Here is a 12,235-nt window from a genome sequence, read left to right as displayed (position 1 = left end):
CTTACATTGCTTACATTGCTAGCATTAATAACACTAATCAATCAATGTCTGCACCAAGAGCAGTGAGCTTTCCTCTAAAATCTGCATAACCGCGGTCAATAAGCGAAATGCCCTTAACATTAGACGGTCCTTTTGCTGTAAGAGCTGCAATAAGATGACTAAAGCCGCCACGCAAATCTGGAACATCAATATCTTGACCAGTAAGAGGCGTTGGCCCAAAAATCACAGCAGAATGCTTGTAATTGCGCTGCTGGAATCGGCAAGGAAGCGAGCCAAGGCACTCGCGATACAGCTGAATCATTGCGCCCATTTGCACAAGCGGCTTTGTAAAGCCAAAACGATTCTCATACACTGTTTCGTGCACAATGCTCAAGCCTTTAGCTTGCGTTAAAGCAACAACAAGCGGCTGCTGCCAATCTGTCATAAAACCAGGGTGAACGTCGGTTTCAATAGCAACTGGATGCAAGTCTCCACCTGGATGCCAGAATCGAATACCGTTATCTGCAACGTCAAACTGGCCGCCAACCTTGCGGAACACATTTAAGAATGTCATCATTTCTGGCTGAGTTGCGCCTTTAATAAACACATCTCCGTGAGTTGCGAGCGCAGCGGAAGCCCAAGATGCTGCCTCAATCCTATCTGTTAAAGCAGTGTGATTGTAACCTTGAAGCTTATCTACGCCCTCAATCCTAAATGTGCGATCAACGTCTACAGAAATGATTGCGCCCATTTTTTGCAAAACGGCCACCAAATCCATAATCTCTGGCTCGATTGCTGCACCCGAAAGTTCCGTTTTTCCTTCTGCAAGAACGGCTGCAAGAAGAGTTTGCTCAGTGGCACCAACCGAAGGGTAAGGAAGATGGATTTTAGTTCCGCGCAAACCGTTTGGAGCAGTAATATGAATACCGTCTTCGTGGTCTTTGTTTACATTTGCGCCAAGCTTGCGCAAAGTTTCAAGATGGAAGTCTATAGGACGGCCGCCAATATTGCACCCACCAAGCGCTGGAATAAAAGCCTCGCCAAGCCTGTGAAGAAGCGGGCCAGAAAACAGAATAGGAATACGAGAAGACCCAGATAACGTGTCTACGTCGGCAACGTCTGCAAGTTGAACATTGCTTGCGTCAATGCTAACAACGCCTGCAGCGCCATCAACGTTTACGTTTACGCCGTGCAATCGAAGCAAATCCGAAACAACATGAACATCTCTAATCTCTGGAACATTCTTTAACACGGATTTTCCAGGAGCTAGCAGCGCTGCAACCATCGCCTTGCTAACAAAGTTTTTTGCGCCACGAACTTTAATCGTTCCGTTAAGCGGCTTGCCACCTTCTACATGTAAAACGTCTGCAGCGTCGATGCCACTTTCGTTATGTTCAGCCGTGTTTTGCGCAGACACATTTACCTCTTTCGTTTGCAACTAAAACTAATTAACTATAATACCGATACGCGTGCCAATCGCATGTAAATGACGTTGCAATCGCACAATAATCGCGCGCTATTTTGCAACTATAGACCGCCATCTTCTTAAAATCCTTGCAAAAAGTGAAGGCTTTTGCAATAAGTCCACTTCTGGCAAATCGTGACTACAATCAGCATTTAATCCATATGTGTACGCTTTTTTAGACGATGCTTTGCCAACTAAATCGCCAAATTCCAGCATTTGCGTTCTAGGCTCGTAAGGGTGACGAATGTCGAACTCAAGAAGCCTTGCTCCGCATTTAGAAGCCACTGGCCCATAAGATGCAAATCCGCACGTTGCAGTGGCCATTAGAAGCATTCCAGAATCCTTGCAACGCCCCGCAAACGCGTTTCTGTGATCGTGCCCTGCGCAAAAAGCAAAAGCACCAATCTTTTGCAAAATATTGTATTCCCCACTGTCTTTATCTGGGCAGCTCACGCCTTCTCCAAGATACCCATCTGGCAAAACGCGATTATCGTCTAAAGCGTAGTATTTTCCAGCAAAACGCCTGTAACCTTCGATTGCGTTTTCTTTAGCAGCACAATCTTTAGGAACTTCGCGTAGTAAATCGTAGTATTGCGGAAGCGGAAAATGCTGAAAAACGCAGAATTTTGGCGGCAAAAAGTTTGGCAAATCCGCTAAAAAGTCAAGTGCATTACTAGAAGGACTTCCGTAACCACCACGCTTTTCGTAATCGCCAGAATCTACGAGCACAATAGAAAATACGACTTTTTCTTGATTTACGTCCATAACAGGCAAAGCAAAAGTTCCTGCTTTGCAAGGAAATATGATTTGCTTTGGCAAAATACTTTTTGGAAGAGACATTGCGGATCCGCTAGAAAATTCCCCATCGGTTTGCTGGCGATTCAAGCATCCCGAAAACTCTTGATACAAAGAATCCAGCTCCGCGTTACTTAATCCGCACTGAAAATCGTGATTCCCATACGTTAGTGCCCAAGGAATTGAGCGATCTTCTAAAGGCTTTACCATTCGCTTAATATGCTCTAAGACTTTTTTGCGCGTATCTTGCAAATCTTTTTCATGAGACTTGCGCGCATCTGCTCCACGGTCATCTGCTCCACGGTTATCTTGCGACTCATCCCAGCGTCTTCGCACAAAAGTGTTCGCAAAATCTTTAGCATACCCTGCAATTTGATTTCCGCTAAAAATCACAATATCTGGCTTAACTGCATCGCAAGCAGACTCTATTAGCTTAATCGTGTCTTTGCTGATTTTTGGCGCATCTTGAACATCTGCAAACTGTAAAACACGGAATTTTCCCGAAAGATGAAATTGCAACTTACCTAATCTTGCAGAGACGGATGTTGGTAGCTTTGACGAATCAGATGCATTAGATGACTTAGACACATTAGATGACTTAGCAAAACTTGACGACTTAGCGTTTGTAGAAGTCGCCTGCCCGTTTAGACTACTTTCCAAAATCTTAGAGTCGCTTTTATCAGATTCTGCAATTTCTAACATAGTTCAAGCATACGGCACAGCATCTGGCGTATCAACAAAACACGGAAAAACACGGCAGAAGGCCGCAAAACACCGCAAAAATAGCGTTTTTTTACAATATTTTAAGATAACTTTAAGCTAATAACCTATTCGCATTAAGAAAAGAGTGGTTACATATAAAGCATAGACGAAATAAATCACAATAATCAGTGATTTAGAACTAATAACTGAACCTCTCTTCTTCTCTTCTTTCAAACCCCCGAGCCAATCACTCGGGGTTTTGTTTTGTGTAAGCTTTGAGTGGGATTCGGGTTAGCGGCAAAAAGAAACCAATTGACGCACTTTGTACGTGATTTAGGACAAATTTGGTACAAAACCAGTCACATCGTTCGCGCGGTCTAAGCGAAAAGGCAGGTCGGAACGCACATTTGGGGCAAAACACTAGAACATTATAAAACCCTAAAACTCTAACTCAGGATTCTTTAACAACTCATCAAACACCGCATAATACAAGCACAAAGGCAGGTCGTGTCGTTCGCGCGTTACAGCGCGCAAACGTCTTCGCCGCACGTAAAGTCCACTGGACTTTACGTTTGAGCGGCTCAGCGAATCGAGGTGTATCGCTCGCACGTTACAGCGGCTCACGTCTTCGCTTGCGTTGAAAGCACACCGCGCTTTCAACCTTGAGCAAGCTCAGCGCTCCGAATTACCTTTTCGCGCTACGCTCTAAGCGAAAAGGCAGGTCGTCACGAACAAAAAAAGCCCCCGCGATTACGAGAGCTATTCGCTGGGGTACCTGGACTCGAACCAAGAATGGATGAACCAGAATCACCTGTGTTGCCAATTACACCATACCCCAATTGGCAGGCTTCGCGGCTCTTGGAACCGTTCAGTCTTTGTACCCCCGACCGGATTTGAACCGGTGTTGGCGCCGTGAGAGGGCGTAGTCCTAGGCCGCTAGACGACGGGGGCTTAATTTATTTGCTACGCCTCTAGACGCAACAAATGTCGACTTTACAACATAACGCAAGTATATGCAACTAGCGGCGTGTCGCACAACAACCAAATCAACAACAAATCAGCTACAAAATACCCCCATGCAAGTCAAAAATCAACAAGCATGGGGGCAAATCGCGTTAAAGCTTAATCATTTTTACAAATGCTCACGCAATCCAGCTAAACGAGCCAAAGTCACGTCTTTGCCCACAATTTCCATGGACTCAAACAGTGGCGGAGAAACGCGGCGGCCAGAAAGAGCCACACGCACAGGACCAAACGCCAATCGCGGCTTATATCCAGCTTCTTCAACAAGCTTCTTGTTCAAAAGCTCGTGCAAGGAATCAGTATGCCAATCAGAAGCATCAACACCATTCAAAGCAGCGAGCGCAGCATCAAGAACCTCTCCAGCGGATTCCTTCAACTGTTTACGAGCATCGTCATCTGGCTCAATGTAGCCATCTTCGCTTAACAGGCTACCGACCATGCCAGCAACTTCGCCAAGCAAGCGCACACGAGGCTGAACAAGAGGAGCAGCAGCGCTAAGCACCTCGCGCTCGCGGTCAGTTAACGCATCCCAAGAATCCGCGCTAACTACGCCATCCTTATGCAAGTAAGGCACAGAACGATTCAAGAAGTCTTGCGGATCTAGCATGCGAATATGCTCAGCATTAATGGAAATTGCTTTGTCTAAGTCAAAGTGTGCAGGGTTTGCTTTAACGTCTCGAACGTCAAACTTTTCAATCATCTCGTCCATAGTGAACACATCGCGATCAGGCGCAATCGACCATCCAAGCAAAGCCAAGTAGTTCAGCAAGCCTTCTGGAATAAAGCCGTTATCTCTATGCAAGAACAAGTTGGACTCAGGGTCTCTCTTAGAAAGCTTCTTCTTGCCTTCGCCCATAACATAAGGCATGTGGCCGTAAAGCGGAGTTTCCTTAGCAATTCCCATTTCCATAAGATAACGGTAAAGCACAATTTGGCGAGGTGTGGAGCTAAGAATATCTTCACCGCGCAAAACCACATTTACATCCATCAACGCGTCGTCAACAGGGTTTGTAAGCGTGTAAAGTGGGTCTCCATTTGGTCGAACAATCACATAATCAGGAACAGAACCCGCCTTAAAAGTGATTTCGCCACGAATCAAATCATTAAAAGTAATGTCTTCATTTGGCATCTTTAAGCGAAGCGCAGGCTTGCGGCCTTCATCGCGGAAAGCTTGCTTCTGCTCCTCCGTAAGGTTGCGATCGTAGCCATCGTAGCCAAACTCAGCTGGTCGACCTGCAGCAATATTACGCTCCTTAATCTCTTCTGGAGTAGAGAAGGATTCATAAGCGTATCCTGCTTCAAAAAGCTTTTTCGCTACATCTTTATAAATTTCCATACGCTGGGACTGGCGGTACGGGCCATTTTCTCCGCCAACATCAATGCCTTCGTCCCAATCAATATTGAGCCAACGAAGAGCCTCAATAATCTGCTGGTAACTTTCCTCGCTATCGCGCTCATTATCTGTATCTTCAATGCGGAAAAGCAACTTGCCATGAGTGTGGCGAGCCTCCGCCCAGTTAAACAGAGCGGTACGAACCATACCTACGTGAGGCGTACCAGTTGGCGAAGGGCAAAAACGCACGCGAACATTCTTTGGAAGTTCAGGCTTTGTGGATTTTGTTGCATTATTAGCAACTTCTTGAGTTTCCTCTGTATCAGTCATAGGTTCCATTGTGCCGCGCGTTACGGACGTGCCTATCTAGTCAAGAGCTTGCGTTGATTCCTTATTACCTTCCACATGCGCAAACTTTGCTGCCAACGCTTCTCTGGACTTTCTATCGTCTTCTTCTTTTGCAAGCTTCTTAGCCTCTTCTGGGTCCCAAAGAACGTCTTCCTTATGCTTTGACCATTCACGCTCAAGCAATGGAGCCGCAAATTCAACCAGCGCGCTCATATTATTTTCGCTATTTTCGCCATCATCGCCATCATCGCCACTTTTTGCGCAATCAACAAGCGCACGCCACTGATCGTCCTTAAACATCATTCGCGGAACTCCAGCGCACTCGCACACTTCGTTAATATATAGGAATATAGGCAAAGTTTCGTAAATGTTGCCGGTTTTTTCAATAAGACTTTTAAGAATAGATAGTATTGCCGTAATTTTTTGCGATTCTACAGGATTAATCCCGTAAAAATCGCGCTCTTGTTCATATGATTGTTCACACTCTTGTTTTGCGCACCTAAACGCATCTTGCAAGCTCTCAACGCTCCAATTCCCTGCAACGCTTAAAGAATCCGCAGCACCGTTGATTGCGTTAACATCGTTAGAAAGATTGGATTCAAGCTTGTTAAAAATAGCGCTAACATCATTCGTGTTATTTTCTAGCTCTTCTTGCGCTTCGCTATAGTCTGGGTCGTAGCATAAATCCATATCGTCGTAAGCGTTTGCTGCTGCCAAAAGCGCGTCAACTATCTCTTGTGGGCGCCCTGGAATCACATCCGCACCCTCATACACAAACTCTGCATCTGGAACAGTAACGTCTAAATCCGTAATAATTCGTGCAATAGCGCGAATCGCCCTAACCTCTAGGTTTTCCGCATATTTTGCGTCATTATCTAAATGGCGAGCCTCGCTTAAAGGCCACAATTTAGTTAAATCCGCGGCCTTCTTTGCAGCAGACTCAAGCAAATCTAAAGCCTTTGAATCCAACTTTTCTACAGAATCACCCATAATAACGCTCCTTCGCATTAGCCGTAAAAAACACGGTTTCTACGCATCTTTTATGCATATTTAAAGTCTACTGCTTATTATTCCACACGTTCTACTGCACACGCGCCGCAGGATCCACATATGTGATGGAAAGCACATTCATATTTGTGCAATCGTATGTAATCGACGTAATCGACGCCAAAGCCGTCTTGCGCAAAAGCATATTGTGCTCCGCGTGACCCGTTTCTAGTAAATGACGATAAGACCATATTGGCGATTCATGCGTTACAGCTACGATTTGTTCTCCTGGGTGATTTTTCACTTGTTCGCGCGCAAAATCGCCAACGCGAGCCGCGATGCTTTTGTAGGATTCTCCCCAACTCGGCTTCCACAAGTTAGATACAAGCTTCCAATTGTTGTTTTTCCACAAAGCGCCTTCGCCGTAGCCGATTCTTTTTCCGCGAAAATTGTTTTCCGCTTCGATTAGACGATTGTCTAAAATAATCGGGCCTATTTGCAAAGCGTTTGCGATTTGTTGCGCCGTTTCTTGCGTGCGCTCCAAAGGAGACGAATAAATAGCACTAATTCCGCGCATTTGTGGAACAGTCGCAATGTATTTTGCTGTAGCTTGAGCCATTTTTAATCCGCGATTAGATAAGTGAAATCCTGGCAATCTCTCGTAAAGCACGTGATTTGGATTTTCCACTTCTCCGTGGCGCACAAAATGAATAGTCGTAGCTGGCATATTTTCTAAACCTACTTCCAAACCTACTTCCACACCTATTTCCAGCCTTTTGGAGTGTTGCTTAACGACCACTCGCCCAACTTGTGAGCAAAAGTATTGTCTTTAGCGGCATCATAATCAGGTTTTTGTGACTTTGTGTCATCTAAAAGCCATTTTCTAATAACAAAATTCCACACAGCTACAACAACTGTTGCAATAAGCTTGCCAATGTTTGTGCGAAGCATGTAAATCGCAGTACCGCGCAGAGCTTGCGACATTCCAAGCGTGCTAAGCCAAATAATCGCATCGTTAATAAGCAAACCAATAACTGCAGAAATAACAAAAATCAGCAATTCCATCCAACGAGCCATGTCTTCGCGATGCTTAAACACGTACTTCATGCTGGCAATGTAGTTAAAAATAAGTGAGATTATAAAAGATATTGTTCCAGCAACAACGTTATTAAGATGCACAAGAAGAAGCAGATTTAGCAACACTACGTCAATAATCAGCGCAATGATGCCTACGATTCCAAACTTAACAACCTGTTCAATAAGTTTTTTCATACATTCAATTAAACACGCGGAGGTTAACAATTCACTATAATTATTGCGTAGCGCAAGTTTATTATTGCGTAACACAAGTTGCGTAACACAAGTTTATAAAACTTAGCAAATTTATAAAATTTAGCAAAGGAGCGATTATGCCAGTTATTCACACTCACGTTTCTGTAAGCACTACACCTGCTCAGCGCGATGCCTTAAAAGCAGCGTACGGCAAGGCGATTAGCGCGGTTCCAGGCAAAAGCGAGCATTGGCTTATGTGCCCATTTGAAGACAACATGCCAATTTATTTTGCAGGAGATAATACTAAGCCTGCAGCTTACGTTGAAGTGAACGTGTTTGGTTCTAGTGTGCCAGGATCTGCTTGGGAAAAGTTGACAGAGCAGATTATGGCAGCTTTGGAGAGCGAGCTTGGAGTGCCACAAGACCGCACTTACATTCGTTACACTGCAACTACCGACTGGGGCTGGAACGGCGGCAACTTCTAGTCGCAAGCTGCAAGTCAAAAATCTCAAAAAAATCGCGTCAAAACCCTAAACAAAAGCCTACCGCAAACAAGCACGGTAGGCTTTGGTTTTTAATTGTTCAGCTTTGGGAGATGGTATTGATTGAATAATGCGCAAAATTCCTTGCATACCAGCGGCATCTGTCTCATATTTTTTCCCGTCAGACGATGCAAGTTTCAGCTGTCGACAAAATGTCGACAACTGACTTTTTTCTTATCTGTTATGCGCTTTTACACAATACCAATAGTCACTAGGATTGATTGCCAAAATTAGGCTCGTCAAACTCAGAGCTGCTTGAAGAATAATCATCGCTACTAGCAACGCTGCCTTCAAGATCTGGGCCAGCAGCTGCACGAGCAACCTCTTCCATACCTTTGTTGTCACATAAAACCATGCGAACATAGCCAACAACAAATCCAACAGCAGCTGGGCAAACCCAAGCCATTCCGAATTCCGAGAACGGCAGCCAGTTTTGAGCAACAATCAACATATCATTCATATGCAATGCGTTGCGCAAAGCTGTTGGCAAACTATTCAAAAAGTCAAATACAGCTGCAACACCAGTAAAACCAAGCGTCCAAGCGTACACGACCTTGGAATTTCCAAAAAGTCGACCGCACAAAGCCAAAAGAATCAATACGATTGAAAGCGGATACAAGAACATTAATACTGGAACCGCATATTCGATGATTGCGCTCAAACCAAAGTTTGCAAGGCCAAACGAAACAAGCGTAATCAATACAGACCAAACTCTGTAGCTAGGACCCTTAGGGAATAGCTTAGAGAAAGTTTCCGAACAGCTTACGATTAAGCCAACTGCCGTCTTTAAGCATGCAAGAGTTACAGTTGCAGCAAGCACAAATAAGCCAACGTTACCAAGATGATAGCGTGCAACTTGCGCCAAAGTCACGCCACCATTTTCCGCAGGTGGGAACAGCGCGCGGCTACGCACACCAACAACAACAATCGCAACGTAAATCAACGCCATAAGCAAGCAGCTAAAGAATCCAGAGCGAGCAGTATTTACTGCCACATCTTTAGGATCTTTTACACCAAACTGACGAATGGTGCTAACAACCACAATTCCAAATGCCAAGCTAGCTAAAGCATCCATTGTGTTGTAGCCATCTAAGAATCCTGTAAAGAATGACTTATTAACATAATTTCCTATAGGAGCAGCATCCGAAGAAGCACCACTTATAGGAGAAAATAGTGCAGTAAATACCAAAACCGCTAGGAACACAAGGAAGATTGGCGTAAGAACTTTGCCAACCCATGTAAGTATGCCGCTTGGCTTCATAGCAAAGAAGAACGCGAGCGCAAAGAACACTACAGAGAACAAGAACAAGTACAGTTGTCCGTTTCCGTCTTGCGGAATAATTCGCTCCAATCCAACAGTGTATGAAGTTGTTGCGCATCGCGGAATTGCAAAGAATGGGCCGATTGTTAAATAAAGAACGCACGTAAAGAACATGCCGTATTTTTTGCTAGCTTTGCTTGAAAGCTCAAAAAGGCCATTTGCGCGGCTCATTGCAAGAGCTGTAACGCCTAACAATGGCAAACCAACGCCAGTAACAATAAAGCCGATTGTTGCAGGAGCAGAATTGTTTCCTGCGTTAGCACCAAGAAATACTGGGAAAATAAGGTTTCCAGCGCCAAAGAACATGCCAAACAACATGACCGCCACGTATGCGGACTCAATAATTGTCAAGTTCCTTTTTTTCGGGGCACTGTCTGTGCTGACACTTTGTGTTGTGACGCTCATGCTACACCTCCTATATGGTGAAAAATTGTTTAAGCATATTATTTAACGCATTTAATAACAAAACTGAAACCGAAAAATAATATTAGGGGGTATATTAATAAATCGCATGTACTTAATCGGAAAAAGTTATAATCCGCGCGTGTCTCCTAATTAAAAATAAAAGGACGCTAGCATAAAAACTAACGTCCTAAATAAAGCGTAAATGCGCAATAATAGTAAAACTACATCTTTTCTGGAGCAGAAACTCCAAGCAAATCAAGGCCAGAGGCGATTACCGTGCGCACAGCAGCGTTAAGCTTAAGTCGAGCTGCCGCGCGCGCTGGCTCTGGGCACTTTGCAATGCGAATAGCCTCGCGCTCTGCTTCTGGCAAGCGATTTTCTGGGTCGCTCAACTCCATTGGCACTACGCGCTCAAGGTTGTACCACTTGTGGTAGCTTGCAGCCAAATCCTCAAGATAATGCGCAACTCTGTGCGGAGCGCGCAAATCGCCAGCTTGTGCAAGAGCTGCAGGCCATTGCGCCAAAGCAGCCAACACTTCTCCATCTGCCTCGGTATTAAGCAAGCTTAAATCGGCTCCATCTGCACTAATTCCAGCATCTGCAGCGTTACGAGCCACATTGCAGCTGCGTGCGTGAGCGTATTGCACGTAGTACACAGGATTATCGTTGCTGTGAGAAGCAAGCAAATCCAAATCAATATCAACGCTTGTGTTGTAGTCGGTGCGCGCAAGCGAGTAGCGAGAAGCATCAACGCCAATTGCATCAACTAAATCGTCAATCGTAATAACGTTTCCAGCGCGCTTGCTCATGCGCACTGGCTTGCCGTCCTTCATAACGTTTACCATCTGACCAATAAGAATCTGCATGTTTTCGCCTGGCTTATCTCCAAAAGCCGCGCACATTGCCATCATTCTGCCAATGTAGCCATGATGATCCGCGCCAAGCATGTAGATTGCTACGTCTGCAGGATTCTGTTCGCGGTGACGTTTATTGCGATAATACGCAATATCTGCAGCAAAGTAGGCGTAATTGCCGTCGGACTTAATAATTACGCGATCCTTATCGTCGCCATGCTTGGTGGATTCAAACCAAGTTGCGCCGTCTTTTTCAAAAATATCTCCACGCTCACGCAAGTCTGCAATAGCGCGCTCAACTTCGCCGTCCTCGTACAGGCTGTTTTCATGGAACCACACGTCAAAACCAACACGAAAATCGCGCATTGACTTGCGAATTTCCGCAAACATCATTGGAACTGCGCGCTTGCGGAACTCTTCTCGCTGCTCGGAATCACCTTCGCCAAGTGGCAAGCCTTCTTCATCTTTTCCAAGATCGACTCTAGGCAAAGAAAGAATATCAACGCCGTCTGCTTGCGCTTCTTTTATAACAGCGTCCGCGATTTCGTTAATATACGCGCCTTTGTAGCCGTCTGCAGGCGTTTCTTCGCCATGAGCTGCAGCAACTAAAGACTTAGCAAAACGGTTGATTTGCTCACCGTGATCGTTGAAGTAGTATTCGCGCACAACTTTTGCGCCGTTCGCTTCCAAGAGTCGAGCCATAGAATCGCCAACTGCAGCCCAGCGAGTTCCACCAATATGGATTGGACCAGTTGGGTTTGCGGAAACAAACTCAAGATTCAAAGTTTTGCCACTCAAATGCGTATTCTTGCCAAAATCAGCACCCTGATTTAAGACTTCGTCAACAACAGCCGCGGCAGACGCAGAATCAAGCGTTATGTTAATAAAGCCAGGGCCTGCCACTTCTACGCGCGCAATACCTTCCGCATCTTGCAAACGCTCGGCAAAAAGTTCAGCTAAATCGTGAGGCTTCATACCAGCTTTTTTAGCGAGCTGCATAGCAACGTTCGTAGCCCAATCGCCGTGTGCGCGATCTTTTGGTCGCATAACTGCAAGTTTTTCGGCAGCAGGAATCAAATCTTCTGTTAGATTGCCAGCTTTACCGCTTGCTACTAAATCTTTAGCAATTTTTTCAATTAATTCACTTAAGCTTTCTGGATTCATGGTTTACAGTCTAGCGTTACCGCGCGATGCTTCGCGATTATAACG

Annotated in this window: 9 protein-coding genes and 2 tRNA genes; 1 reads left to right on the top strand and 10 read right to left on the bottom strand. The window is 45.1% G+C overall.

The window, feature by feature from the left end:
- Positions 1-37 precede the first annotated feature (37 nt).
- The 8 genes from murA to D0T20_RS01115 form a co-directional block, all read right to left on the bottom strand.
- Positions 38-1,396 carry a UDP-N-acetylglucosamine 1-carboxyvinyltransferase gene (gene murA / locus D0T20_RS01155; protein WP_050566871.1) on the bottom strand — a complete coding sequence of 453 codons (1,359 nt, stop codon included), beginning with the start codon at positions 1,394-1,396 and terminating at the stop codon, positions 38-40.
- A gap of 99 nt (positions 1,397-1,495) precedes the next feature.
- Entirely contained in the window at positions 1,496-2,941 is a 1,446-nt protein-coding gene (locus tag D0T20_RS01150; protein ID WP_116438174.1) for a metallophosphoesterase family protein, read from the bottom strand.
- Positions 2,942-3,707: 766 nt separating this feature from the next.
- Positions 3,708-3,779 (bottom strand) — tRNA-Gln (locus tag D0T20_RS01140).
- Between the two features lie 40 nt (positions 3,780-3,819).
- Positions 3,820-3,892 (bottom strand) — tRNA-Glu (locus tag D0T20_RS01135).
- A gap of 181 nt (positions 3,893-4,073) precedes the next feature.
- A complete protein-coding gene (gltX, locus tag D0T20_RS01130) occupies positions 4,074-5,636 on the bottom strand; it encodes a glutamate--tRNA ligase (RefSeq protein ID WP_116438173.1) in 1,563 nt (520 codons plus the stop codon).
- 27 nt (positions 5,637-5,663) lie between these two features.
- Positions 5,664-6,635 carry a hypothetical protein gene (locus D0T20_RS01125; protein ID WP_116438172.1) on the bottom strand — a complete coding sequence of 324 codons (972 nt, stop codon included), beginning with the start codon at positions 6,633-6,635 and terminating at the stop codon, positions 5,664-5,666.
- A 91-nt stretch (positions 6,636-6,726) separates the two neighbouring features.
- On the bottom strand, positions 6,727-7,359 hold the full coding sequence (locus D0T20_RS01120; protein WP_162862709.1) for a histidine phosphatase family protein: 633 nt from the start codon (positions 7,357-7,359) through the stop codon (positions 6,727-6,729).
- Positions 7,360-7,394: 35 nt separating this feature from the next.
- A complete protein-coding gene (locus D0T20_RS01115; RefSeq protein ID WP_162862649.1) occupies positions 7,395-7,904 on the bottom strand; it encodes a GtrA family protein in 510 nt (169 codons plus the stop codon).
- Between the two features lie 137 nt (positions 7,905-8,041).
- Between D0T20_RS01115 and D0T20_RS01110 the strand changes: the two genes are divergently transcribed.
- Positions 8,042-8,389, top strand: coding sequence for a phenylpyruvate tautomerase MIF-related protein (locus tag D0T20_RS01110; protein WP_016796989.1), 348 nt, complete (start codon positions 8,042-8,044; stop codon positions 8,387-8,389).
- Positions 8,390-8,657: 268 nt separating this feature from the next.
- On the opposite strand, the gene brnQ is transcribed toward D0T20_RS01110, so the two are convergent.
- Together brnQ and argS are read right to left on the bottom strand one after the other, a co-directional pair.
- A complete protein-coding gene (gene brnQ, locus D0T20_RS01100; protein ID WP_116438169.1) occupies positions 8,658-10,172 on the bottom strand; it encodes a branched-chain amino acid transport system II carrier protein in 1,515 nt (504 codons plus the stop codon).
- A gap of 221 nt (positions 10,173-10,393) precedes the next feature.
- Entirely contained in the window at positions 10,394-12,190 is a 1,797-nt protein-coding gene (gene argS / locus D0T20_RS01095) for an arginine--tRNA ligase (RefSeq protein WP_116438168.1), read from the bottom strand.
- Between the last annotated feature and the right edge of the window lie 45 nt (positions 12,191-12,235).

Source organism: Gardnerella piotii (genome assembly GCF_003397585.1).
GTDB lineage: Bacteria > Actinomycetota > Actinomycetes > Actinomycetales > Bifidobacteriaceae > Bifidobacterium > Bifidobacterium piotii.
This window is presented reverse-complemented; position numbering and strand designations above follow the sequence as displayed.

What these genes read in the sequence shown, in the direction of transcription:
- D0T20_RS01120 (WP_162862709.1), bottom strand. Translation starts at nt 7,359, where the DNA reads ATGCCAGCTACGACTATTCATTTTGTGCGCCACGGAGAAGTGGAAAAT.
- D0T20_RS01110 (WP_016796989.1), top strand. Translation starts at nt 8,042, where the DNA reads ATGCCAGTTATTCACACTCACGTTTCTGTAAGCACTACACCTGCTCAG.
- brnQ (WP_116438169.1), bottom strand. Translation starts at nt 10,172, where the DNA reads ATGAGCGTCACAACACAAAGTGTCAGCACAGACAGTGCCCCGAAAAAA.
- D0T20_RS01115 (WP_162862649.1), bottom strand. Translation starts at nt 7,904, where the DNA reads ATGAAAAAACTTATTGAACAGGTTGTTAAGTTTGGAATCGTAGGCATC.
- D0T20_RS01150 (WP_116438174.1), bottom strand. Translation starts at nt 2,941, where the DNA reads ATGTTAGAAATTGCAGAATCTGATAAAAGCGACTCTAAGATTTTGGAA.
- argS (WP_116438168.1), bottom strand. Translation starts at nt 12,190, where the DNA reads ATGAATCCAGAAAGCTTAAGTGAATTAATTGAAAAAATTGCTAAAGAT.
- D0T20_RS01125 (WP_116438172.1), bottom strand. Translation starts at nt 6,635, where the DNA reads ATGGGTGATTCTGTAGAAAAGTTGGATTCAAAGGCTTTAGATTTGCTT.
- gltX (WP_116438173.1), bottom strand. Translation starts at nt 5,636, where the DNA reads ATGGAACCTATGACTGATACAGAGGAAACTCAAGAAGTTGCTAATAAT.